Consider the following 21,898-nt stretch of genomic DNA (forward strand, 5'->3'; position numbering starts at 1 on the left):
CCTTGCGTACGCGCCGCGCCTCTGCCCCCGGCACCGTGTGACCCTCAGCCTATCGAGATCCACTCACGTGCCCGAATCGCGGCACCGTCACGGTGCCCGCGCGACATTCGCGCGACAACCAGGACCGTACCCTTGCCGCCATGCGACAAGGCTCCATCCCGGGCGCCCGAGGGCGGGTCCGGCCCCTCACCCTGCTCGGCGCCCCCGTACTGCACGCGCCCTGCGCGGAGGTCACCGACTTCGGCCCCCAACTGGCCGGACTGGTCGAGGACATGTTCGCCACGATGTACGCGGCCCGGGGCGTCGGCCTCGCCGCGAACCAGGTCGGCGAATCCTTGCGGGTCTTCGTGTACGACTGCCCCGACGACGAGGACGTCCGGCATCTGGGACACCTGGTGAACCCGCGGCTCGTCGAGGCGGACGGGCTGGTGCTGCGCGGCCCCGAGGGCTGTCTCTCACTGCCGGGCCTGGAGGCGGGCACCGAGCGGTACGACCACGCGGTCGTCGAGGGGCTCACGGTCACCGGCGACCGGGTGCGGGTGCACGGCACCGGCTTCTTCGCGCGGTGTCTGCAGCACGAGTGCGATCACCTTGCCGGTGGGGTGTATGTGGACCGGGTCACGGGGTGGCGCCGGCGCCGAGTGCTGCGGCAGGCGGCGCGGGCGCCGTGGTCCGGCCGGACGGAAAGCGGAGAAGGGGCGCCGTCGTAGTCTGCGGGTCCGTCCTGGCTGGTCGCGCCCGCGCGGCGGAGCCGCACATGGACACAGCCCCGCGCCCCTTCGGGGCGCTCAGAACCCCGGGCCGCCCACCCTGTCCCCCGCCGCAGCCAGCCGCCCCCACAGCAGATCCGCCAGGCTCTGTACCAACTCGGCGCGCGGGCACGGACGTTCGCCCAGCCACCAGTCGCCCGCCGCGTGCATCATGCCGACGATGCCGTGGCCCCACACCCGGGCGAGCTGCTGGCTGCCGGGGCCGAGGTCGACGCGTTCCTCGATGACCGCCGCCAGCTCCTCGCCCATGCGGCGCAGCAGGGGAGCGGAGTGCAGGCCGACGTCGAAGCCCTGGTCGCCGGGCTGGCCCGGCTCCGACGGGTGCATCAGGAAGCGGTAGACCTGCGGACGGGCCTCGATGGCCGCCAGGTAGGTGTCGAGGGTGGACTCCACCCGCTCCCGGCGCCCCGCCGGCGCGTCCAGTGCCGCCCGCAGCGAGTCGAGGAGGGCGTCGGTGTGCCGCTTGGCGAGGGCCGCGTACAGTCCGCCCTTGTCGCCGAAGTGGCGGTAGAGGATCGGCTTGGTGATGCCCGCCTCGGCGGCGATGGCGTTCATGGAGGCCCCGGGGCCGTCGCGGAGCACCACGCGGTCCGCGGCCTCCAGCAGCTCGCGCCGGCGGCGGTCGGCCGACCTCTGCTGATCGGTCCGCTGTGTGGTGTCCATGATCTCTCCCCACCCGTGCTGATTCGGTGACGCCTGCGCAAACTAACACTCAACGGCCCCCCGGCATCGAACGGGCTGCCGACCTTGGCCAGGGAGTTGACTTTTCCTACCGGCCGGTAACAGACTCCTGTTACCTTAAGTAACACGTACATGCAGCGCTGGAGGGGACATGGCCGAGTTCACCATGGAGCTCAACGACGAACAGAAGGAGGTCCGGGACTGGCTGCACGGCTTCGCCGCCGATGTGATCCGCCCCGCGGCCGCCGAATGGGACGAGCGTGAAGAGACGCCGTGGCCGGTCATCCAGGAGGCCGCGAAGGTCGGCATCTACTCCCTGGACTTCTACGCGCAGCAGTACTTCGACTCCACCGGGCTCGGCATCCCGATGGCGATGGAGGAGCTGTTCTGGGGCGACGCCGGCATCGCCCTGTCGATCGTCGGCACCGGGCTCGCCGCCGTGGGCGTCCTCGCCAACGGCACCGAGGAGCAGATCGGCACCTGGATCCCGCAGATGTACGGCGACGCCAATGACGTGAAGGTGGCCGCTTTCTGCTCCTCCGAGCCCGACGCCGGCTCCGACGTCGCCTCCATGCGCACGCGCGCCGTGTACGACGAGGCCAAGGACGAGTGGGTGCTCAACGGCACCAAGACCTGGGCGACCAACGGCGGCATCGCCAACGTCCACGTCGTCGTCGCGGTCGTCGACGCGGAGCTGGGCTCCAAGGGTCACGCCTCCTTCATCGTCCCGCCGGGCACGCCGGGCCTGTCCCAGGGCCAGAAGTTCAAGAAGCACGGCATCCGCGCCTCGCACACCGCCGAGGTCGTCCTCGACAACGTGCGCGTCCCCGGCTCCTGCCTGCTCGGCGGCAAGGAGAAGCTGGACCACCGCCTCGCCCGCGCCCGTGAGCGCGCGAAGACGGGCGGCGAGCGGGTGAAGAACGCCGCGATGGCCACCTTCGAGGCGTCCCGCCCGGCCGTCGGCGCCATGGCGGTCGGCACCGCCCGCGCCGCGTACGAGGAGGCGCTGGAGTACGCCAAGACGCGCGAGCAGTTCGGTCGGCCGATCATCGACAACCAGGGCGTCGCCTTCCAGCTCGCCGACATGAAGACGTCGATCGACGCGGCGCGGCTGCTGGTCTGGCGGGCCTCCTGGATGGCGATCAACGGCAAGCCGTTCACCTCCGCCGAGGGCTCGATGTCGAAGCTGTTCGCCAGCGAGACCGCCAAGAAGGTCACCGCCCAGGCGGTCCAGATCCTCGGCGGCAACGGCTACACCCGCGAGTACCCGGTCGAGCGCATGCACCGGGACGCGGCCATCTACACCATCTTCGAAGGGACCAGCGAGATCCAGCGTCTGGTGATCGCCCGTACGCTCGCCGGGATGCCGATCAGGTAGCCCGGGCAGGGCCCGCGGCGGCGCCCGGTCAGCGGTGCCGCAGCGGGGTGAGCTGTTCGATGTCGTAGCGGCCGCGCAGTTCCCCGATCGCCGCGTGGTCGGGGGGTCCGCCGGCCGACAGAATTTCGAGCAGTTCCTCGAAGTACCGCTCGTGGTCCGGCGGCGGCGACGCCTGGAAGAACATCTTCGCCGGGGTGTCCGTGGGATTGGCGAACGCGTGCGGGCACCCCGGCGGTACGACGATGACCGTACCCGGGGCGGCCCGCACGACGCCGTTGCCCGAAGGGGACCGCCAGCCCTGCCAGTTGTCCGCGGTGCGCACCCGGGGCTCGAAGGCGAGCACGTCCAGCTCGCCCTCGAGCACGTAGAACAACTCCTCGCTGCGGGTGTGCACATGGGCGCCCACGTCGAAGCCCGGCGGCACGACCACCTCGAAGCTGGACGCGCTGCGCGAGTGCGTGCCCGTCACCTTGAAGGTGACGTGCTGGGCCGGGGTGCGGACCGTGCGCCCGTGCCCCGGCGGCACGAGCAGCCCCTCGGCCGGTGTGAGCGCCGTCATCTGCCGCTCACCAGGTGACGGGCAGGGCCTCGGGGCCGCGGATCAGCGCGCCCCGCCGGAACGGCACCTGGTCCGCCGGGACGGCGAGCCGCAGCCCCGGCACCTGGTCCAGGACCGCGTCGACCAGCAGCTCCGATTCCAGGCGGGCGAGCATCCCGCCCACGCAGTAGTGCGGTCCGAAGCCGAAGGCCACGTGCGGGTTCGGACCGCGGGAGAAGTCGATCCGGTCGGGGTCGGGGAAGACGTCCGGATCACGGTTGGCGGCCAGGTAGGACACGTACACCGGGTCGCCCTCCCGGATCCGTACGCCCTTGATCTCCACGTCCTCCAGGGCGATCCGGGACAGGCCCACCGCGCTGCGGTGCGGGATGTAGCGCAGCAGCTCGTCGATGGCCTGCGGGCGGATCGCCGGTTCGGCGATGAGCTGGTCGCGCAGGTCCGGACGGGTCAGCAGGAGGTAGAAGAGCTGTCCGCTGTTGTTGGTGACCGCCTCGCCGCCGATCTGGATGAGTACGGCGAGCCCGACGGCCTCGTCCATGGTCAGCTCCTCGCGGCCGACCGCCGCGCCGAGCAGCGAGGCGACGTCCTCGCCGCCCGGGCCGACCCGGTCGCCGATCAGCCGCGTGAAGTAGGCGCCCATCTCGTTCCTGGCCCGCTCGCTGACGTCGGCGCCGTGCGCGGAGGACAGGATGAGCTGGGTCCATACGTGCATGGACTGCCGGTCGGCGGCCGGGACGCCCATCAGCTCGCAGATGACGGCGATCGGGAAGGGACTGAGCACCGTCTCGGTCAGGTCGGCGGGCGGACCGTCCTGGAGCATCTCCCCGACCAGGTCGTCGAGCATCCCCCGGGCGCTGTCGCGCAGCCGCTCCACCCCGCGGGCGGTGAACGCCGCGGCCACCGAGCGGCGCAGCCGGGTGTGCTCCGGCGGATCGGCGAAGCCCACCGCGCCCGCCGCCGGGATGAAGTGCGGGGCGAGCCGGGTGACCTGCCGGCCCAGGACCGCCGCCCGGCTGAAGCGCGCGTCGTTCGTCACCAGGCGGACGTCGTCGTGGCGCGTCACCAGCCAGGCCCAGCCCTCGCCGTTCGGCAGCTGGATCCGGGTGACCGGACCCTCCGCCATCAGGTCGGCGAGGACGGGGTCGAACTCCACGTCGGTCAGGTCGAGGGCCGGCCAGTGCCGGATCGGCGGCAGCGCCTCGGTGATCGTCTCGTCGGTCATTCCACTTCAGATCCCGTCATCTCATAGGTCGTGTCCTGCCAGCAGCCGAGCGCCATCTCGGCGGTGATGCCGGGGCCGAAGCCCGCGAGCAGTCCGCGCGCGGTGTGCGCCGCGCCGCCCTCCTCGAACAGCCGGCGCAGTGCGTCCAGGACGACCGCGCTGGCGATGTTCCCGTACTCGGTGAGCGTGGCCCGGCTGAACCGGAAGGCCTCCGGTGGTACCTGGAGAAACTTGCTGAGGTCGTCGAGGATGCGGGGGCCACCCGCATGGACGATGTAGAAATCCAGATCCGAGGCGTTCCAGCCGTGTTTCCTCGCCAGTTGGTGCAGCGCCGGGGCGAGCGGTTCCATCGTGGCGGGCACCCGCTTGTCCAGCAGGAAGTGGAAACCCGTCGCCCGGACGTCGTACATGATCCATTCCTCGGTCTTCGGGATCAGGTACGAGCCGTTGCGCTCCAGGCGGATGCCCGTGCCGCCCTCGCCGCGCACGACCGCCGCCGCGACGCCGTCGCCGAACAGGCCGTTGCTCAGCAGCGAGCCGACGCCGAGGTCGGTCGGCTGGTAGCACAGCGAGCAGAACTCGCAGGCCACGATGAGCGCGTTGGCCTCGGGGTAGGCCGTGCAGAAGTCGTGCGCCCGGTTGATGGCGGCGCCCCCCGCCGCGCAGCCGAGCTGGGCTATGGGTATCTGGCGGGTGTCGCTGGCGAAGCCCATCTCGTTGATCATCCAGGCGGTGAGCGAGGGCATCATGAAGCCCGTGCACGACACGTAGATGATCACGTCGACATCGGAGCTGAGCAGTTCCGCGTCGTCCAGCGCCCGCTGGACGACGGCGGGGACGCGGGCCTTGGCCTCGCTCTGGTAGAGCTTGTTCCGCTCCTCGAAGCCGGGGTGCTTGAGGGTCTCCTCGATGGGCTGGACGATGTGCCGGGTGCGGACCCCGGTGTTCTCGATCAGCCGGAGCGCCAGCGGCAGCTGGGGGTGGTCGTGGTGACGGGAGCGCGCCAGCTCCAGCGTCTCCTCCATCGTGATCACGTGCTCGGGAACGGACACCGCGGGTCTGCACAGAGTCGCCATGAACAAGCGCCTACTTTCGCCTTCGGGAGGACCCTTCGTCCCCCGGCGGAAGGGTGGTTCATTCACGATCACCCGTAGGGGCGGCAATATCTCGTCGGACTACTCCGAATCGGGGAATGTGCGACGGACGTGACAATCTGGTCGAAGGTGTCCGAAAGGTTTGTTAACAGGTTCGTCCACGAAGGAGTGCGCGATGCCGCGGAAGGCCGCTGAACTGCTGGAGAGCATCACCGGGAAGCTCGCCCCCGACCCCCACGCCAACCGGCTGCTGCCGCTGATCGGGCGAGGCGCCGCGCGGCGCTCCACGCTCGCCGCCCTCTGTCTGGAGCAGCGCCATGTGATCGAGGCGGACCGGCGCGCGTTCCTGCATCTGGCCCAACGCTCGGCATGGGGATCCGCCCGTCCGGGCGAGGCCGGCAGCGGGGGAGCGTCGGCGGTCTCCGAGTTCTTCACCGTGCTCGCGGAGGGTGAGGCCGTGGCCGGACATCGGCTGGGCGCGTTCGGCGCCGCCTGCGGGGTGGACGAGGAGCAGGCCGCCGCGTACCAGCCGCTGGCCGACTGCCAGAGCTATCCGGCCTACGTTGCCTGGCTCGCCCTGAACGGGGAGCCCGCCGACGTCGTACTCGCCCTGAACACCAATTTCGCGGCCTGGGGCGACTACTGCGCCACGATCGCCGACGCGCTGCGCCGCCACTACGGCTACGACGACGCGGCCTGCGCGTTCTTCGACCTCTTCGCCGAGCCGGGCCCAGAACTGCGGCAGAAGTCGCTGGCCGCCGTCGAGGAGGGACTCGACAGCGGCCGGACCGACGAACACGAGGCCCTGCGCTACGGACGGCTGCTCCAGGCGTACGAGGCCAGGTTCTGGCACGCCCTGTGGGAGCTGGACCAGCGGACCGGATGACGGCCCCCGGCCCGCCGGTGTGCGCTCTCTACCCCCGCGACCCGCCGCTGCTGTGCGCGATGCACGCCACGTCGATCCGGTCGGCGAGCTTGGCGAGTTCGATGGTCAGCGTCGCCACCGTGTCCTCGTCGAGCCCGTCCTGGCCGGCCTCCACCAGGTGCAGCCACCGGCCGCCCACGGTGCGCAGCAGTTTGCTGACGTCGGCGGCCGACACCTGCAACGTGCCGCGGTCGTCGACGATCAGAGGGAGGGTCACTTCGCGGTTCACAGTGGGGATCGTAGCCCTCGTGCCCTCACGCTCCGTGCCACACCGTGGTGATGTTGCAGAACTCGCGGATTCCATGGCCTGAAAGTTCCCGTCCGTAACCGGACCGCTTGATCCCGCCGAACGGGAACGCCGGGTGCGAGGCCGTCATCCCGTTGACGTACACGCCGCCCGCCTCCAGGTCGCGCACGAACCGGTCCACGTCCGTCTCGTCCCGGGTCCAGACGTTCGAACTCAGGCCGAACGGCGTGTCGTTGGCGATCCGGATCGCGTCGTCGAGGTCGTCGGCGCGGTACAGCGTCGCGACCGGGCCGAAGGTCTCCTCGCGGTGGATCCGCATCTCGGGGGTGATGTCGGTGAGCACGGTCGGGGCGTAGTACCAGCCGGGCCCGTCGGGGCGCTCCGCGCCGCACAGGACCGTGGCGCCGTGCTCCACCGCGTCATCGACCAGCTCCGCGAGGTCGTCGCGGCCCTGCTCGCTGGAGAGCGGCCCGACCTCCGTCTCCTCGTCCATCGGGTCGCCGACCTTCAGCGCCGCCACGGCCGCCGTGAACCGCTCGGTGAAGCGGTCGAAGACGTCCGTGTGCACGATGAACCGCTTCGCCGCGATGCACGACTGCCCGTTGTTCTGCACCCGCGCCGTCACCGCGGTCGACGCCGCCCGGTCGACGTCCGCCGAGGGCATCACCACGAAGGGGTCGCTGCCGCCGAGCTCCAGGACCGTCTTCTTGATCTCGTCGCCGGCCACCGAGGCGACCGCGCGGCCCGCCGGTTCGCTGCCGGTGAGGGTGGCCGCCCTGACCCGCTCGTCGCGCAGGATGTCCTCGATCGCCCCGGAGCCGACCAGCAGTGTCTGGAAACAGCCCTCCGGGAACCCCGCCCGCAGGAACAGGTCCTCCAGGTACAGGGCGGTCTGCGGGACGTTCGAGGCGTGTTTGAGCAGCCCGACGTTGCCCGCCATCAGCGCGGGCGCCGCGAACCTGATCACCTGCCACAGCGGGAAGTTCCACGGCATGACGGCCAGCACGGGCCCGAGCGGGCGGTAGCGCACCAGCGCGCGCGAGCCGCCCGAGTCGTGCACGTCGGACTCGGCCGGCTCCTCGTCGGCGAGCAGCTCCGCGGCGTGGTCGGCGTACCAGCGCATGGCCTTCGCGCACTTGGCGGCCTCGGCGCGGGCCTGCTTGACCGGCTTGCCCATCTCGGTGGTGATCGTCCGGCCGATGTCCTGCTGGTCCGCCTCCAGCAGGTCGGCGGCCCGGTGCAGCAGCCGGGCCCGCTCGGCGAACGGGGTGGTGCGGTAGGTGCGGAACGTGGCCGCGGCGGTGGCGAGGCGGCGCTCGATCTCCTCGGCGCCCAGCGCGTCGTACGTCTTGAGCGTCTCCCCGTTCGCCGGGTTCACCGTCGCGATGGGCATGGTCGACCTCCTGGGTGCGGGCTGTCCTTCGACCCTCGCGCGCGGCGCGGGACGGCGCAATGCGAGGGTCCTCCACGAGAGCCGGTGCGGACCGGCTCTCAGAGCCTGTGCTCTCAGTGCGAGTGCTCCGCGAGCCGGTCGAGAAACGCCGCCTGTGCGGGCACGACCAGCGCGCGGGCCGCGTCCGGAGCCAGCCACGCCACCCGGTCCAGCTCGGGGAAGTCCTGGAACCGGCCCGACCGCGGCGGCCACTCCATCCGGAAGGTGCCCGGCACCATCTCCGCCGGGTCGAGATCGGCCTCGACCGCCCAGACCGTGACGAGCTTGCCGCCGGCCTGCCGCACCTCGCCGAGCGGCACCGCGGGGCCCTGTGGCGGCGGCAGCCCCAGCTCCTCCTCGAACTCGCGGCGCGCCGCGTCCCAGGCGCTCTCCGCCGCGCCGTACTCGCCCTTCGGCACGGTCCACGCGCCCGCCTCGCGCCGGGCGTAGAAGGGGCCGCCCATGTGTCCGAGCAGCACCTGCGTGCCGCCTTCGGTACGGCGGAACAGCAGCAGACCCGCGCTGCGCCGCGCGGTCACGGCGCCACCCCGGGATGCGCGGCGAGCAGCGTCTCCACCGTGTCCGCCTCGGCCGGATCCTTGTCTTCCCGGTAGCGCAGGACGCGGGCGAAACGGAGCGTGACCCCGGCCGGGTAGCGGCTGGACCGCTGGAGCCCGTCGTAGGCGATCTCCACGACGAGTTCCGGCCGTACGGTCACCACATGGCCCTTCTCCCCGACGGCCAGCTCCCGCAGCCGCTCGGTCTGCCAGGCCAGCATCGCGTCCGTCATGCCCTTGAACGTCTTGCCCAGCATGGTGAAGGAACCGTCCGCGGCGCGGGCGCCGAGGTGCAGATTGGACAGCTTGCCGGTGCGCCGCCCGCTGCCCCACTCGGCGGCGAGGACCACCAGGTCGAGGGTGTGCACGGGTTTCACCTTCAGCCAGGACGCGCCGCGCCGGCCCGCGCTGTACGGCGCGTCGAGCGCCTTGGCCACGACGCCCTCGTGGCCCCGGGCGAGGGTGTCGACGAGGAACCGCTCGGCCGTGTCCGCGTCCTCCGCCCCGGACACCAGGACGCGCCGCACCCGCATCGGCTCCGGCACCAGCCGTGCCAGCTCCGCGTGCCGCTCGGCGAACGGCAGGTCGAGCAGGTCACGGCCGTCCACGGACAGCGCGTCGAAGAAGACCGGGGAGACGGGCACCGCGGCGGCGGCCGTCGCCACGTCCACCCGCGAGCCCACGCGCCCGGCGATCTCCTGGAAGGGCCGCGGCCGTCCGTCCGCGTCGAGCGCGATGACCTCCCCGTCCAGGACGAACCGCTCCTCCGCCAGCTCCCGGGCCGCGGCCGTCAGCTCGGGCAGCCGGCCGGTGATGTCGTCGAGGGTGCGGGTGTAGATCCGTACGTCCGCGCCGTCGCGGTGCACCTGGACCCGGATGCCGTCCAGCTTCTCCTCGACCGCGCACGCGCCCAGCTTGCCGACCGCCTCGGACACCGAACCCGCCGTCTGGGCCAGCATCGGATGGACCGGGCGTCCGACGGTGAGCCGGAACTCCGCCAGGGCCTCCGGCCCCTCGGCGAGCAGCGCCCGCGCCACCGTCTGGAGCGACCCGGCGAGCATCACCGCCCGGCGTACGTCCGCGGGCGGTGCGCCGGTCGCCTGCGCGAGACCCTCGGCCGCGAGGGCGTCCAGGGCGCCCTGGCGCACCTCGCCGGTGAGCAGCCCGCGCAGGAACCGCTGCTCCTGCTCGGTGGCCGCACCCATCAGCTCGCCGACCAGGCGCGCCCGTTCGGCCTGCGCGCCGCTGCCGGAGACAGCGCCGAGCGCGGTGAGCCGCGCGTCGGTCTCGCGCACGGTGAGCGAAGGGTGCGGCGCGGGCTCCACCGGCGAACCGAGGGTCTTCCAGCCGATCCCGAGCCGCCCCTGCGGCAGCCGGCCCGCCAGGTACGGGATGACGACCGGCACGTCATCGGCGTCGGCCTCCCGGAACAGCTCGGCGAGCAGTGCGGTCTTCCGCGACCGCGCCGCGGTGGCGGCGACCTCCTGGGACACAAGCGCAAGCCGACTCAGCAGCATGCACCCATGGTGCTACGGGGTCGCCGCGGACACACCCTGGGGGCCCTGCCCCGGCGACACGCCCCGTCGCCCCGGCGCCGGGGCCCCCGGACGCGTGCCTCGGGGCCCGTGCCCCGGCCGGGCTCCCCGTTGATCCGACGCCGCACTCCCCGGACGCGCGCCTCCGGGCCCTGCCTCGGTCGGGCGTCCAGCTGGTCCGGCGTCGGCGTCGCGTCGGGGTTTTTGGACGTGGCTTCCGGGGCTCTGCCCTGGTGGCGTGGCTCGTCGGTCCGGCGGCAGCGTGATGTCGGGGTCCCCGGACGCGGGCCTCCGGGCCCTGCTTCGGTCGGGCGTCCAGCTGGTCCGGCGTCGGCGTCGCGTCGGGGTTTTCGGACGTGGCTTCCGGGGCTCTGCCCTGGTGGCGTGGCTCGTCGGTCCGGCGGCAGCGTGATGTCGGGGTCCCCGGACGCGGGCCCCAGGGCCCCTGCCCCGGCCGGGTGTCCTTTTGGTCCGGCGGCAGCGTCGCGTCCGGGTCTGCGGACGCGTGCCCCGGGGCCCTGCCCCCGCTGCGCGGCTCGCCAGTCCCGCGGCAGTGCCGCGCTGGGGTCTGCGGACGCGCGCTCCGGGGCGCCATCGCCCTCGACCGCGCGGCCCGTGCATACTGCGGCAGTGCCGAGTCGGGGTCCCCGGACCCGCACCCGGGAACCCCGGCCGCGCCCCCGTCACCCCCGCAGCCGTGCCACGTCGAGGTCCCTGGACCCGCACCCCGGGCACCCTCACCCCGGTCGCGCGGCTCGTCAGTCCTGCGGCAGCCCCGCGTCCAAGTCCTCGAACAGGAGCTCCCCGTTGATCAGGGACGCTGCCCGGTAGCCGGCGCTTGCCGCGTTTATCACCTGTTCCATGGGGCTTGCCGCGTTGCCCGCGGCCCAGAGGCCGGGCACGGTGGTCAGGCCGTGGGCGTCGGTCACCGGGTACGTGCCGTGCGGCGTCTCGTTCAGCTCGGCGCCGAGCTGCTCCAGCAGGTCCGTCCGGGGCCGCATCCGGGGTGCCACGAACACCACCGAGCGGTCGAAGACCGTGCCGTCCGCGAGCCGCACCCCGGTGAGCCGGTCGTCGCCGTCCACCACGAGGCCGCCGACCTCGCCCGGCACCACCGCGACCCCCGCCGCGCTCAGCCGGCGCAAATCCTGGTCCGTCAGGTCCGCCTCGGCCACGGTGTGCAGGAACAGCGTCACGTCCTTGGACCACTGGGACACCATCAGCGCCTGGTGCACGCTCAGCGCGCTGCTCGCCAGCACCCCGAACGCCTGGTCACGGACCTCCCAGCCGTGGCAGTACGGGCAGTGCAGCACGTCCCGGCCGAAGCGCTCGGCGACTCCCGGCACCGGCGGCAGCTCGTCGGCGAGACCGGTCGCGAGGATGAGACGCCTGGCGCGCACCTCACGGCCGCCGGCCAGGGACACCCGGAACCCGCCGACCTCGCGGCCCGCCTTCACCGCCCGGTCCTTCACCAGCTCCACCCCGTACCGCGCGATCTCCCGCCGCCCCTCCGCGAGGAACTCGGCCGGCGGCATGCCGTCCCGGGTCAGATAGCCCTGCATGTGCGCGGCGGGCGCGTTGCGCGGTTCGCCCGCGTCGACGACGAGCGTGCGGCGCCGGGCCCGCCCGAGGACCAGCGCGGCCGACAGCCCGGCCGCACCGCCGCCGACGACCACCACCTCGTACGCGTCGCCGTTCCCGGCCCCGTACACGTCGCCGGTCTCGTTCCTGCTCTTCTCGGCCACGGTGACCACCTCCACCCGCAAGGTCGCGCATCCTATGCGGATTGACAAACTTTGTTGCCGGAACTGCAATGGACGGCATGACTACGGACGAAGTGCTCGCCGGCGTGGGGCCGAGGCTGCGGCGGATCAGGAAGGAGCGCGGGGCGACGCTCGCGGGGCTCTCGGCCGACACCGGGATCTCCGTCAGCACGCTCTCGCGCCTGGAGTCCGGGCTGCGCAAGCCCAGCCTGGAGCTGCTGCTGCCGATCGCCCGCGCCCACCAGGTGCCGCTGGACGAGCTGGTCGGCAGCGGACCGACCGGCGACCCGCGGGTGCGCACCAAGCCGATCGAGCGGCACGGCCGCGTCTACTGGCCGCTCACCCGCCACCCCGGCGGCCTCCAGGCGTTCAAGGTGCTGGTGCCGCAGCGGGAGGAGGGCGAGCCCGAGCCCAGGACCCACGAGGGCTACGAGTGGCTGTACGTGCTCTCGGGGAAGCTGAGGTTGGTCCTCGGGGAGCACGACGTGGTGCTCGGGCCCGGCGAGGCCGCCGAGTTCGACACCCGGGTGCCGCACTGGTTCGGGTCGGCGGGGGAGGGGCCCGCCGAGTTCCTGAGCCTGTTCGGCCCGCAGGGCGAGCGCATGCACGTCAGGGCGCGCCCCGGCCGATCGTGAGGCGCGGGACTGTTCCCTGATGGGCAAGCGACCGCTTAGTATGCGGTCGAGCCCGGTCAGACGAAGCAGTCCCGTGGAGGCCCCGCATGCAGGCATGGCAAGTGCACCAGAACGGCGAGCCGCGCGAGGTGATGCGGCTCGAAGAGGTCGAGCGGCCGGTGCCGGGCGCGGGACAGGTGCTGCTCAAGGTGCGCGCGGCGAGCGTCAACTTCCCGGACGCCCTGCTCTGCCGGGGCCAGTACCAGGTCAGGCCCCCGCTGCCGTTCACCCCCGGCCTCGAGCTCTGCGGCGAGACCGAGGACGGCCGCCGGGTCCTCGCCACCCCCGCACTGCCGTACGGCGGCTTCGCCGAGTACGCCGTCGCGGACGCCGCCGCCGTGCTGCCCGCGCCCGAGGCGCTGGACGACGCCGAGGTCTCGGCCCTGCACATCGGCTACCAGACCGGCTGGTTCGGCCTGCACCGCCGGGCCCGTCTCGAGGCCGGCGAGACGCTGCTCGTGCACGCCGCCGCGGGCGGCGTCGGCAGCGCCGCGGTCCAGCTCGGCAAGGCCGCGGGCGCCCGCGTCATCGGCGTCGTGGGCGGCGCCGACAAGGCGGCCGTCGCCCGCGAACTGGGCTGCGACGTGGTCGTGGACCGGCGTTCCGAGGACGTCATCGCCGCCGTCAAGGAGGCCACCGGCGGCCGGGGCGCCGACGTGATCTACGACCCCGTCGGCGGTGCGGCGTACACCCAGTCCACGAAGGTCGTCGCCTTCGAGGGCCGGATCGTCGTCGTCGGTTTCGCCAGCGGCTCCATCCCGAGCCCCGCGCTCAACCACGCCCTGGTGAAGAACTACGCGATCCTCGGCCTGCACTGGGGCCTGTACAACACCAAGAACCCCAAGCTGGTGCAGCACTGCCACGAGCAGCTGACCGAACTGGCCGCGCAGGGCGCCGTAAAGCCGCTGGTCAGCGAGCGGGTCGCGCTGGGCGACGCCGCCGCGGCCGTGCAGCGCGTCGCCGACGGCGTCACCACCGGACGCGTGGCCGTACTGCCCGCGCCGGAGAACGGAGCAGGGGCATGACCGACGCCGCACGCGCGGGCGGCGCGCCCGACGCCGCCGAACTGCGCAGCCGCACCAAGGAGTTCCTCGCCGAGCACCCGCCCGCGGAGACCGGGCGCCTCGACTTCCTGCGGGCCCGCTTCGACGCCGGACTCGCCTGGGTGCACTTCCCCGAGGGCCTCGGCGGCCTCGGCGTACCCCGCACCCTCCAGGCCGTCGTGGACAGCGAACTGGATGCGGCCGGCGCCCCCGACAACGACCCCCGGCGCATCGGCATCGGCCTCGGCATGGCCGCCCCCACCGTCCTCGGCTTCGGCACCGAGGAGCAGAAGCGGCGCTTCCTGCGGCCCCTGTGGACCGGCGAGGAGGTCTGGTGCCAGCTCTTCAGCGAGCCCGGCGCCGGGTCCGACCTCGCCGCGCTCGGCACCCGGGCGGTCCGCGACGAGGCGGGGGACTGGGTGATCGACGGACAGAAGGTGTGGACGTCCAGCGCCCACCTCGCCCGCTGGGCCATCCTCATCGCCCGCACCGACCCGGACGCGCCCAAGCACCGCGGCATCACCTACTTCGTGTGCGACATGACCGACCCGGGCGTCGAGGTGCGGCCGCTGCGCCAGGTCACCGGCGAGGCCGAGTTCAACGAGGTGTTCCTCACCGGCGTCCGCATCCCCGACGCCCACCGCCTCGGCGAGGTCGGCGACGGCTGGCGGGTCGCGCAGACCACACTGAACAACGAACGCGTCGCCATCGGCGGCATGCGGATCCCCCGCGAGGGGGGCATGATCGGCCCCGTCTCGAAGACCTGGCGCGAGCGCCCCGAGCTGCGCACCCACGACCTGCACCAGCGGCTGCTGACCCTGTGGGTCGAGGCCGAGGTGGCCCGGCTCACCGGCGAACGGCTGCGCCAGCAGCTCGTCGCGGGCCAGCCGGGACCCGAGGGCGCCGGCATGAAGCTCGCCTTCGCCCGGCTGAACCAGCAGATCAGCGGCCTGGAGGTGGAACTCCTCGGCGAGGAGGGCCTGCTGTACGGCGACTGGACGATGCGCCGCCCCGACAAGGTCGACTTCACCGGCCGGGACGCGGGCTACCGCTATCTGCGCTCCAAGGGCAACAGCATCGAGGGCGGGACCAGCGAGGTCCTGCTGAACATCGTCGCCGAACGCGTGCTGGGTCTGCCCGCCGAGCCGCGCACCGACAAGGACGTGGCCTGGAAGGACCTCTCCCGATGACGACACCGCCGACCCCGCACGCGCAGCCCGACCTGCTGTACAGCGAGGAGGAGGACGCGCTGCGCGCCGCCGTCCGCGACCTCCTCACCGACCACTGCGACGCGCCGGGCGTCATCGCCCGCGGCGAGTCCGACGCGCCGCACGACCTGCCGGCCTGGAAGGCGCTCGCCGGCGGCATGGGCCTCGCCGGACTGCTGGTGCCCGAGGAACTCGGCGGCCAGGGCGCCACGCACCGGGAAGCCGCCGTGGTGCTGGAGGAGCTGGGACGCGCGGTCGCGCCCGTGCCGTATCTGACCAGCGCCGTCGTCGCCACCGAGGCGCTGCTCCAGTGCGGCGCCGACGACCTGCTGGCACAGCTCGCGCAGGCGACGACGATCGGTGTGCTCGCCGTCGGGCTGCACACCGCTCCGGGCGCCGCCTTCCCGGCCGCGGAACTGCGCGACGGCCGCCTGCACGGGAAGCTGACCGGCGTCGCCGACGCGGCCGTCGCCGACGTGCTGCTCGTACCGGCGGACGACGGCGGCCTGTACGCGGTCGACGCCGCCGCCGCGACCGTCACCCCGCAGGTCTCCCTCGACCAGACCAGACCGCTCGCCACGGTCCTCCTGGACGGCGCCCCCGGCCGCCCGCTCGGCGAGGCCGGACCCGCCGTGCACCGTGCCCTGCGCGCCGGCGCCGCACTGCTCGCCTCCGAGCAACTCGGCGTCGCCGAATGGTGCCTGACGGAGACCGTCCGCTATCTGAAGGAGCGCAAGCAGTTCAACCGGGCCGTCGGCGGTTTTCAGGCGCTCAAGCACCGGCTCGCCCAGCTCTGGCTGGAGACCGTGCATCTGCGCGCCGCCGCCCGGCACAGCGCCGACGCCCTCGCGACCGGCAGCGCGGACACGGAAGTCGCCACCGCCCTCGCCCAGGCGTACGCGGCACCGGTCGCCGTGCACGCCGCCGAGGAGGCCCTCCAGTTGCACGCCGGCATCGGCATGACCTGGGAACACCCCGTCCACCTGTACCTGAAGCGGGCCAAGGCGGACTCCCTCGCCTACGGCACGGCCGGCCGGCACCGCGAGGCACTGGCCGAACTGGTCGACCTGCGGGCGCCCTGACCGGCGCGGCAGGCGGGACCGCCGCCGCCCGGGTGAACGCGCGGCGGCGGTCCGGCCAACTCCCGCCACGGCCCTGCTCTTTGCGCCGGACGCCGCCTACGCTGCCGGAGTCCTGACATCGCCGTACGGGCGGTACGCGGACCGTCCCCGTCCGCCCCCGCGCCCCGTACGGCACTCCCAGGGAGGCAGAGCATGGCCCGCATCACCCGCCGCAGAGCCCTCACCACCCTCGGCGCCGCACTCGCGGCCACCGCCGCGCTGCCCGCCGCGCACGCGGGGGCCACCACGGGCCGGCGCCACCCCCGTCCGCTGTGGCGGGCCCACGCGCACAACGACTACGAGCACCCTCGGCCCCTCCTCGACGCCCTCGACCACCGCTTCGGCAGCGTGGAGGCCGACATCTACCTGGTCGACGGCCAACTGCTCGTCGCCCACGACCCCGTCGACCTGGACCCCTCCCGCACCCTCGAAGCGCTCTACCTGGCGCCCCTCGCCGCCCGCGTCCGGGCCAACCACGGCGCCGTCCACCGGGGCCACCGCACACCGCTGCAACTGCTCGTCGACATCAAGACCGAGGGCGCGGCCACCTACCTCGAACTCGACCGCCAACTGCGGCGGTACCGCCACCTGTTCACGACCTACGCGCACGGCCGCGTGCACCCGGGCGCGGTCACGGCCGTGGTCTCCGGCGACCGTGCCGCCCGGGCGCCCATGGAGGCGCAGTCCGTGCGCAGCGCCTTCTACGACGGCCGGCTCACCGACCTGGGCACCGCCGCGCCCGCCTCCTTCACCCCGCTGATCAGCGACAACTGGGCGCTGAACTTCACCTGGCAGGGCACGGGGACGTTCCCCGGCGCCGAGCGGCAGAAGCTGCGCGAGATCGTCGGCTCGGCGCACGCCCACGGGCAGAAGGTGCGGTTCTGGGGGACGCCCGACACGGCGGGCGCGGCCCGCGACGCGCTGTGGGGCGAACTCCTCGCGGCGGACACGGACTACCTCAACACCGATGACCTGGCCGGTCTCGAAGCGTTCCTGGACGCCCACGCGCGCCCGTAGCCGCCGCACCCCGACACCACACGTTCGGGGGACACGTCAGCCGCCCGGACAGACCCTCCGCTACGTCACACTTGCGGCCGAAAGCCGCGGAGTGGACGTGGCGGAGGAGGATGACGATGGCCATTTCCATCTCTGTGGTGGTACTGCTCCTGATCCTCGCGGTGGTGTTCCTGCGCAACGGAGCGCTGAAGCCCTCGCACGCCCTGGTCTGCGTCCTGCTCGGCTTCTACCTGGCGAGCACGAGCATGGCGCCGACCATCAACGAGGGACTGACGGCGACCGCCGACATCGTGAGCGGCCTCAACCCGTGAACCGGTGAGCGGCCCCGGCCCGCGTCAGGGGCTCGAGAACACGCCGATGCCGTTGGGCACGGGCCGCTCCGCCCCGCCGCTCGGATGGTTGCGGACGCTGACCTCCGACGCCCCCGACGCCCGCGCGACGAGCGTGCTGGAGCCCCCGCCGTCCAGACTGAAGCCGTCGTACGAGCCCAACTCCCGCAAGGTGTCGGCCACTTCGGCGATGGTCAGACCGGTGCGGTAGGCGGGGTCCCCGTCCAGCGCGAGCAGCAGCAGCCGGCGCCCGTGGTCCGCGACGCCCACCGCGGTCCGTACGGCCGACGTCACGCCGTCGAGGCCGGGCAGCGGCCGGCCGCCGCTCAGCACCGGGTAACCGCCGAGCGCGAAGCGGTACGGGACGCGGGAGGCGGCGGCCACCAGGCGGTGCCGCACCCGGACCCGCTCGCCCACCGACAGCTTCCGCAGCCGCTGGGCGCCCGCCTCGCGGCCGACCAGGACGGTGCTGCCGACGGCGACGGAACCGCTGCCGGGGGTGTCGGACACCGCCACCACCCGGCCGCCGGTGACCGTCACCTCGTAGGTGTCCGTGCTGCACGGCGCGGCCCGGTCGGTGTCCGTGCCGCACACGGCCCGCGCCCGGGAGACGCCGCCCCAGTCCGCGGTGAACGCGCCGATGGAGCCCTCCGGCAGCGCGTACTGGTTGAACCCGCCGAGCGCCGTGGTGCCGTCCGGTGTGCGCACCGAACCCTCCAGGGCGAGGCCGTCGAGGCGGGCCCGGCCGTCGGCGCCGACGCCGAGCACGTCCTCGGTGCTCCTACCGGGCGGCAGGGCGGGCCCGAAGCGCTGCCCGTCCGGCACGGCGGCCTTGAGCGCGCGCCCGTCCGCGACCGCGGGGCCGACCGGCGCGCCCGTCGCCTCGACGCCCGGATGCTGGGTCTCGGTGATGTTGAAGAAGTCGCCGTTGACCCCGGCCACGGCGCCGCTCGTGCCGGCGAGCGCGGAGAGCGGGGACCGCGCGGCGACGGCGCCCGGGTACAGCAGGCCGACCCGCACCCGGGGGTCGCGCAGGTCGACGTCGAGGAGATGGGCGTGCGTGAGGCCCGCGGCGGCCCGGATGCCGAACTCCCTGTACCGCACGCCCGGGGCGACGGGGGTGCCCCGCTCCGTGGCGGCGGCCGGTACCGCCCCCGCCAGGACCGCCGAGGCCAGCGCGCCCCACACCGCGAGAACCGTCAGTACAGATCTGAACCGTGCGTGATGTCGCACCACAGTCCCCCCTGAAGTCGCGTCAACTGTCGCAGGACTCGAGGGGAGTGCACCAGACGGCGGTGAACCGGCCGGCCGCTACGTGCCGACCAGACGGGAACGGATCAGGAAACGCACTCCTTCGGGGGCCTCCAGGGAGAAGCCGCTGCCCCGCCCCGGTACGACGTCCACGATCAGCCGGGTGTGCGCCCACACCTCGTACTGGCTCTTCGACATCCAGAACCCGACCGGCTCGGCCACACCGGTCACCTCCAGCTCGGCGAGCAGCACGTCGGAGCCGCCGGTGCGGAACTCGCCCGCCGGGTAGCACATGGGCGCGCTGCCGTCGCAGCAGCCGCCGGACTGGTGGAACATCAGCGGTCCGTGCCGCTCCCGCAGCCGCCGCAGCAGCTCGGCGGCGTCCGGGGTGATGTCCACGCGCGGGATCACGTCCACCGCGTCCTCCTGCCGTCGTCGATGACCGCTTCCCAGTCCACACCCGGCCACGTTGCATGCACGTTGCACGGGCGCGGTACGCTGGGCGCATGCTTCCCGCTTTCCGCCCCGTGTGCGCGTATGAGACGGCTCTGGTCGGAGCCGTGATCCGCTAGCGCGTCAGGGCCGGGCCAGAGCCTCCAGGGCAAAGACACCTCGTGTCTTTGCCTTTTCTCGTTTCGCACGTTTCGCACGTCTCGCACGTATCGCGACGGGAGGCAGCGGCCCGGTGGTCCGATCCCCCAGGACCCGGCCCGGTGGGCGTTCCCTTCCGTCCCGTACCTCTCGTACCACCCGGAAGGAACCCTCCATGCACGCACTGCCCGAACCGCTGGCCCCCCTCGCACGTCACATCGAGGACGTCGTGGGAGCCGGCTCCCTGCGCGAACGGTTCGCGTCCGGCCGGCCGCTGCGCATCAAGTACGGGGTCGACTGCACCGCCCCCGACCTGCACCTCGGCCACGCGGTGAACCTGTGGATGATGCGGCACCTCCAGGACCTCGGCCACACGGTCGTCTTCCTGCTGGGGGACGCGACCACGGCGATCGGCGACCCGTCGGGCCGGTCGGCGACAAGGCCCCGGCTCGCCCCCGAGGAGATCGACCGCAACGCCGCGGCGTTCCTGGAACAGGCGTCGCTCGTGCTCGACACGGACCCCGGACGCCTGGAGATCCGCCGCAACTCCGCCTGGTGGTCCACGATGCCCGCCACCGAGTTCATCACGCTGCTGTCGATGACCACGCACGCCCAGCTGGTGGGCCGGGACATGTTCCGCGACCGGCTCGCGAGCGACGCGGAGATCGCCACCCACGAGCTGGTCTACCCCGTCCTCCAGGGCTACGACAGCGTCATGACCGAGTCCGACCTGACCATCGTCGGCTCCGACCAGCTCTACAACGAAATGATGGGCAGGCACTTCCAGCACCGCTTCGGGCAGGAACCGCAGGCCGTGATCACCAGCCGGATCACGCCGGGCCTCGACGGCGGGCCCAAGCAGTCCAAGTCGCTCGGCAACTACGTGTCCCTGACCGACCCGGCGCCCGAGAAGTTCGGCAAGCTGATGAGCCTGCGCGACGACCTCGTGGGCGTCTGGGCGGCGGCGTACACCGACCTCACGGACGCGGAGGCGGCCGGGCTCGGCGAGCAGGCGGCGTCCGGCGGTGTCGCGGCGCGCGACGCGAAGCTGGCGCTCGCCGAGGAGGTCGTGGCCCGCTACCACGGCGCGGAGGCCGCCGCGCGGGCCCGGGCCGGGTTCCTCGCCCGGTTCTCCGAGGGCCGCGTCCCCGAGGACGTCGCGGAGCTGACCGTGCCGGCCCGGCTCACCGTGCGCGAGCTGCTGGCCCTGGCCCGGCCCGAGCTGAGCGTCTCGGCCGGACGCCGGCTGCTGGTGCAGGGGGCCGTACGGCTCGACGGGACGCCCCTGCGGGAGGACGCGGCCGGTCTGGCCGTCGGGGACGGCGCGGTGCTGCGCACCGGTCCGCGGCACCTGGTGCGGCTGCGGACGGAACCGGCGGCGCCCCCGCGGTGAGCACGGCCCGGCGGGTCACTCCCCGCCGGCCGTGAGCCGGGCCACCACCTGGTCCAGGTCGAGGTGGTGGTGCTCGGTGCCCGGCGGTACGAGGGCGTCGGCGCGCCGCAGGAAGGCGGTCACCGCGGCGGTGTCCGCCTCGACGACCGCTTCCCCGGCGTCGCTTCGCAGGACGATGCGGACGACGTCCGGCCGGTCCGGGCGGCGCGGGGACACCAGCACGTCACCGGCGCCCGCCGGGCCGCTGAGCCCCTGGGTGAGCAGCGACCGGGCGAACACCCAGTCCACGGACGGGGCGGCGGGCGCGCCGACGGCCAGGCAGACGGCGTACGGGTCGCTGCGGTCGTAGCGGAACTCGGCGGGCAGCCGTACCGGCGGCCGGCCCGGGGACCCGACGACGATCTCCGTGCGCAGGGCGACCGGGGCGGCGCCCTGCGCGGTACCGCGCGGCCGCCGGGCGGCGGGGCGCACGGGGTGCTCGCCGGGGGAGTGGCGGTACTCGCAGGCGCGGCGGCCGAAGGCGCCGGGAGCCCGGCGCGGCCGCGGCGTCACCGCTCCGCCCGCACGGGGTGCTTGCTCATGACGGAGACCCGGTTGAACGCGTTGATGGTGACGGCCACCCAGATGACGGCCGAGATCTGGTCGTCGGTGAGGGCGTCACGGGCGGCGGCGTAGGCGGCCTCCTGGGCGGCGGCGTCGGCCGGGCTCGTCGTCGCCTCCGCCAGGGCCAGCGCGGCCCGTTCTGCCGGGGTGAACAGCTCGGTGTCCCGCCAGGCCGCGAGCACGCCGAGGCGCTGGGTGGTCTCGCCCGCGCGCAGGGCGGCCCGGGTGTGCAGGTGGAGGCAGAAGGCGCAGCCGTTGACCTGCGAGACGCGGAGGTTGACGAGTTCGACGAGCCTGCGGTCGAGTCCGGCTCCGGCGGCCACCGCGTGGACCGCCTCGGAGGTCTTCACCAGTGCCTGGTACGCCTCGGGGCTCTGCTTGTCGATGAAGATCCGCCGGACCGCGGACCCTGCTGCGGGGCTGCTCAACCTGGGTCTCCTTCGGGGGCCGTGTACGGCTCCGTCTGCTCCGTCGTGTACTTGTACCGTCGTCGCCCTATGATCGG

The 21,898-nt window shown here is 73.3% G+C and carries 23 protein-coding genes; 10 read left to right on the forward strand and 13 right to left on the reverse strand.

Features of this window, described 5'->3' with window-relative positions; genetic code table 11:
• The first annotated feature begins 140 nt into the window (after positions 1-140).
• Positions 141-710: a peptide deformylase gene (def, locus tag ACFV6E_RS00770; RefSeq protein ID WP_385158727.1), complete on the forward strand. Its 570-nt coding sequence runs from the start codon at positions 141-143 to the stop codon at positions 708-710.
• A 78-nt stretch (positions 711-788) separates the two neighbouring features.
• On the opposite strand, the gene ACFV6E_RS00775 is transcribed toward def, so the two are convergent.
• Entirely contained in the window at positions 789-1,433 is a 645-nt protein-coding gene (locus tag ACFV6E_RS00775) for a TetR family transcriptional regulator (RefSeq protein WP_385158730.1), read from the reverse strand.
• Positions 1,434-1,602: 169 nt separating this feature from the next.
• Here ACFV6E_RS00775 and ACFV6E_RS00780 point away from each other — a divergent pair, with 169 nt between their 5' ends.
• A complete protein-coding gene (locus ACFV6E_RS00780) occupies positions 1,603-2,829 on the forward strand; it encodes an acyl-CoA dehydrogenase family protein (protein ID WP_385458587.1) in 1,227 nt (408 codons plus the stop codon).
• Positions 2,830-2,857: 28 nt separating this feature from the next.
• Here ACFV6E_RS00780 and ACFV6E_RS00785 read toward each other — a convergent pair whose 3' ends face one another.
• The 3 genes from ACFV6E_RS00785 to ACFV6E_RS00795 are packed head-to-tail and all read right to left on the reverse strand — an operon-like array spanning position 2,858 to position 5,686.
• Positions 2,858-3,388, reverse strand: coding sequence for a cupin domain-containing protein (locus ACFV6E_RS00785; RefSeq protein ID WP_385159098.1), 531 nt, complete (start codon positions 3,386-3,388; stop codon positions 2,858-2,860).
• A 7-nt stretch (positions 3,389-3,395) separates the two neighbouring features.
• Positions 3,396-4,610: a cytochrome P450 gene (locus ACFV6E_RS00790; RefSeq protein ID WP_385458589.1), complete on the reverse strand. Its 1,215-nt coding sequence runs from the start codon at positions 4,608-4,610 to the stop codon at positions 3,396-3,398.
• Positions 4,607-5,686 carry a type III polyketide synthase gene (locus ACFV6E_RS00795; protein ID WP_385458745.1) on the reverse strand — a complete coding sequence of 360 codons (1,080 nt, stop codon included), beginning with the start codon at positions 5,684-5,686 and terminating at the stop codon, positions 4,607-4,609. The genes ACFV6E_RS00790 and ACFV6E_RS00795 overlap by 4 nt, the downstream gene beginning before the upstream one ends.
• Positions 5,687-5,879: 193 nt before the next feature.
• Here ACFV6E_RS00795 and ACFV6E_RS00800 point away from each other — a divergent pair, with 193 nt between their 5' ends.
• Complete coding sequence (locus ACFV6E_RS00800; RefSeq protein WP_385458591.1) at positions 5,880-6,590, forward strand: transcriptional regulator; 711 nt, start codon at positions 5,880-5,882, stop codon at positions 6,588-6,590.
• A 28-nt stretch (positions 6,591-6,618) separates the two neighbouring features.
• Here ACFV6E_RS00800 and ACFV6E_RS00805 read toward each other — a convergent pair whose 3' ends face one another.
• The 5 genes from ACFV6E_RS00805 to ACFV6E_RS00825 form a co-directional block, all read right to left on the reverse strand.
• The gene (locus ACFV6E_RS00805) at positions 6,619-6,858 is read right to left on the reverse strand and encodes a DUF6213 family protein (protein WP_385159106.1); all 240 of its coding nucleotides are present in this window, start codon (positions 6,856-6,858) and stop codon (positions 6,619-6,621) included.
• A gap of 25 nt (positions 6,859-6,883) precedes the next feature.
• Positions 6,884-8,269 carry an NADP-dependent succinic semialdehyde dehydrogenase gene (locus ACFV6E_RS00810; RefSeq protein ID WP_385159108.1) on the reverse strand — a complete coding sequence of 462 codons (1,386 nt, stop codon included), beginning with the start codon at positions 8,267-8,269 and terminating at the stop codon, positions 6,884-6,886.
• A gap of 113 nt (positions 8,270-8,382) precedes the next feature.
• Positions 8,383-8,847, reverse strand: coding sequence for an NUDIX domain-containing protein (locus tag ACFV6E_RS00815; protein WP_385159110.1), 465 nt, complete (start codon positions 8,845-8,847; stop codon positions 8,383-8,385).
• Positions 8,844-10,382, reverse strand: a complete 1,539-nt coding sequence (locus ACFV6E_RS00820) for an ATP-dependent DNA ligase (RefSeq protein ID WP_385458593.1) — start codon at positions 10,380-10,382, stop codon at positions 8,844-8,846. Before ACFV6E_RS00820 ends, ACFV6E_RS00815 begins: the two co-directional genes overlap by 4 nt.
• A 776-nt stretch (positions 10,383-11,158) precedes the next feature.
• Positions 11,159-12,145, reverse strand: coding sequence for an NAD(P)/FAD-dependent oxidoreductase (locus ACFV6E_RS00825; RefSeq protein WP_385458595.1), 987 nt, complete (start codon positions 12,143-12,145; stop codon positions 11,159-11,161).
• A gap of 77 nt (positions 12,146-12,222) precedes the next feature.
• Between ACFV6E_RS00825 and ACFV6E_RS00830 the strand changes: the two genes are divergently transcribed.
• From ACFV6E_RS00830 to ACFV6E_RS00855, 6 genes are all read left to right on the forward strand, one after another.
• Positions 12,223-12,798 (forward strand): helix-turn-helix domain-containing protein, encoded by a 576-nt coding sequence (locus ACFV6E_RS00830; RefSeq protein WP_385159116.1) that lies wholly within the window; start codon positions 12,223-12,225, stop codon positions 12,796-12,798.
• 86 nt (positions 12,799-12,884) lie between these two features.
• Complete coding sequence (locus ACFV6E_RS00835) at positions 12,885-13,862, forward strand: NADPH:quinone oxidoreductase family protein (RefSeq protein WP_385159118.1); 978 nt, start codon at positions 12,885-12,887, stop codon at positions 13,860-13,862.
• Positions 13,859-15,070 (forward strand): acyl-CoA dehydrogenase family protein, encoded by a 1,212-nt coding sequence (locus ACFV6E_RS00840; protein WP_385458597.1) that lies wholly within the window; start codon positions 13,859-13,861, stop codon positions 15,068-15,070. The genes ACFV6E_RS00835 and ACFV6E_RS00840 overlap by 4 nt, the downstream gene beginning before the upstream one ends.
• Entirely contained in the window at positions 15,067-16,170 is a 1,104-nt protein-coding gene (locus tag ACFV6E_RS00845) for an acyl-CoA dehydrogenase family protein (RefSeq protein ID WP_385159122.1), read from the forward strand. The genes ACFV6E_RS00840 and ACFV6E_RS00845 overlap by 4 nt, the downstream gene beginning before the upstream one ends.
• A 192-nt stretch (positions 16,171-16,362) precedes the next feature.
• Positions 16,363-17,226 carry a phosphatidylinositol-specific phospholipase C/glycerophosphodiester phosphodiesterase family protein gene (locus ACFV6E_RS00850; protein WP_385159123.1) on the forward strand — a complete coding sequence of 288 codons (864 nt, stop codon included), beginning with the start codon at positions 16,363-16,365 and terminating at the stop codon, positions 17,224-17,226.
• Positions 17,227-17,342: 116 nt separating this feature from the next.
• Positions 17,343-17,537 carry a hypothetical protein gene (locus ACFV6E_RS00855; protein ID WP_385159125.1) on the forward strand — a complete coding sequence of 65 codons (195 nt, stop codon included), beginning with the start codon at positions 17,343-17,345 and terminating at the stop codon, positions 17,535-17,537.
• A 24-nt stretch (positions 17,538-17,561) separates the two neighbouring features.
• Here ACFV6E_RS00855 and ACFV6E_RS00860 read toward each other — a convergent pair whose 3' ends face one another.
• Together ACFV6E_RS00860 and ACFV6E_RS00865 are read right to left on the reverse strand one after the other, a co-directional pair.
• A complete protein-coding gene (locus tag ACFV6E_RS00860; protein ID WP_385159127.1) occupies positions 17,562-18,791 on the reverse strand; it encodes a phosphodiester glycosidase family protein in 1,230 nt (409 codons plus the stop codon).
• 75 nt (positions 18,792-18,866) lie between these two features.
• Complete coding sequence (locus tag ACFV6E_RS00865; RefSeq protein ID WP_385159129.1) at positions 18,867-19,223, reverse strand: DUF779 domain-containing protein; 357 nt, start codon at positions 19,221-19,223, stop codon at positions 18,867-18,869.
• 349 nt (positions 19,224-19,572) lie between these two features.
• On the opposite strand from ACFV6E_RS00865, the gene tyrS reads away from it, so the two are divergent.
• A complete protein-coding gene (gene tyrS, locus ACFV6E_RS00870) occupies positions 19,573-20,790 on the forward strand; it encodes a tyrosine--tRNA ligase (RefSeq protein ID WP_385159131.1) in 1,218 nt (405 codons plus the stop codon).
• A 15-nt stretch (positions 20,791-20,805) separates the two neighbouring features.
• Here the strand turns inward: tyrS and ACFV6E_RS00875 are convergent, their stop codons facing one another.
• Both ACFV6E_RS00875 and ACFV6E_RS00880 read right to left on the reverse strand, forming a co-directional pair.
• Positions 20,806-21,342, reverse strand: coding sequence for an SsgA family sporulation/cell division regulator (locus ACFV6E_RS00875; protein ID WP_385458599.1), 537 nt, complete (start codon positions 21,340-21,342; stop codon positions 20,806-20,808).
• Positions 21,339-21,821: a carboxymuconolactone decarboxylase family protein gene (locus ACFV6E_RS00880; RefSeq protein WP_385458601.1), complete on the reverse strand. Its 483-nt coding sequence runs from the start codon at positions 21,819-21,821 to the stop codon at positions 21,339-21,341. The genes ACFV6E_RS00875 and ACFV6E_RS00880 overlap by 4 nt, the downstream gene beginning before the upstream one ends.
• Positions 21,822-21,898: the final 77 nt, after the last annotated feature.

Source organism: Streptomyces sp. NPDC059785 (assembly GCF_042732375.1).
In the GTDB taxonomy this organism is placed as follows: domain Bacteria; phylum Actinomycetota; class Actinomycetes; order Streptomycetales; family Streptomycetaceae; genus Streptomyces.

Excerpts from the sequence above, each read along its gene's own strand:
- ACFV6E_RS00845 (WP_385159122.1), top strand. The coding sequence starts at position 15,067 with ATGACGACACCGCCGACCCCGCACGCGCAGCCCGACCTGCTGTACAGC.
- ACFV6E_RS00855 (WP_385159125.1), top strand. The coding sequence starts at position 17,343 with ATGGCCATTTCCATCTCTGTGGTGGTACTGCTCCTGATCCTCGCGGTG.
- ACFV6E_RS00820 (WP_385458593.1), bottom strand. The coding sequence starts at position 10,382 with ATGCTGCTGAGTCGGCTTGCGCTTGTGTCCCAGGAGGTCGCCGCCACC.
- ACFV6E_RS00830 (WP_385159116.1), top strand. The coding sequence starts at position 12,223 with ATGACTACGGACGAAGTGCTCGCCGGCGTGGGGCCGAGGCTGCGGCGG.
- tyrS (WP_385159131.1), top strand. The coding sequence starts at position 19,573 with ATGCACGCACTGCCCGAACCGCTGGCCCCCCTCGCACGTCACATCGAG.
- def (WP_385158727.1), top strand. The coding sequence starts at position 141 with ATGCGACAAGGCTCCATCCCGGGCGCCCGAGGGCGGGTCCGGCCCCTC.
- ACFV6E_RS00840 (WP_385458597.1), top strand. The coding sequence starts at position 13,859 with ATGACCGACGCCGCACGCGCGGGCGGCGCGCCCGACGCCGCCGAACTG.
- ACFV6E_RS00780 (WP_385458587.1), top strand. The coding sequence starts at position 1,603 with ATGGCCGAGTTCACCATGGAGCTCAACGACGAACAGAAGGAGGTCCGG.
- ACFV6E_RS00785 (WP_385159098.1), bottom strand. The coding sequence starts at position 3,388 with ATGACGGCGCTCACACCGGCCGAGGGGCTGCTCGTGCCGCCGGGGCAC.
- ACFV6E_RS00810 (WP_385159108.1), bottom strand. The coding sequence starts at position 8,269 with ATGCCCATCGCGACGGTGAACCCGGCGAACGGGGAGACGCTCAAGACG.
- ACFV6E_RS00775 (WP_385158730.1), bottom strand. The coding sequence starts at position 1,433 with ATGGACACCACACAGCGGACCGATCAGCAGAGGTCGGCCGACCGCCGC.
- ACFV6E_RS00790 (WP_385458589.1), bottom strand. The coding sequence starts at position 4,610 with ATGACCGACGAGACGATCACCGAGGCGCTGCCGCCGATCCGGCACTGG.
- ACFV6E_RS00800 (WP_385458591.1), top strand. The coding sequence starts at position 5,880 with ATGCCGCGGAAGGCCGCTGAACTGCTGGAGAGCATCACCGGGAAGCTC.
- ACFV6E_RS00795 (WP_385458745.1), bottom strand. The coding sequence starts at position 5,686 with ATGGCGACTCTGTGCAGACCCGCGGTGTCCGTTCCCGAGCACGTGATC.
- ACFV6E_RS00835 (WP_385159118.1), top strand. The coding sequence starts at position 12,885 with ATGCAGGCATGGCAAGTGCACCAGAACGGCGAGCCGCGCGAGGTGATG.
- ACFV6E_RS00850 (WP_385159123.1), top strand. The coding sequence starts at position 16,363 with ATGGCCCGCATCACCCGCCGCAGAGCCCTCACCACCCTCGGCGCCGCA.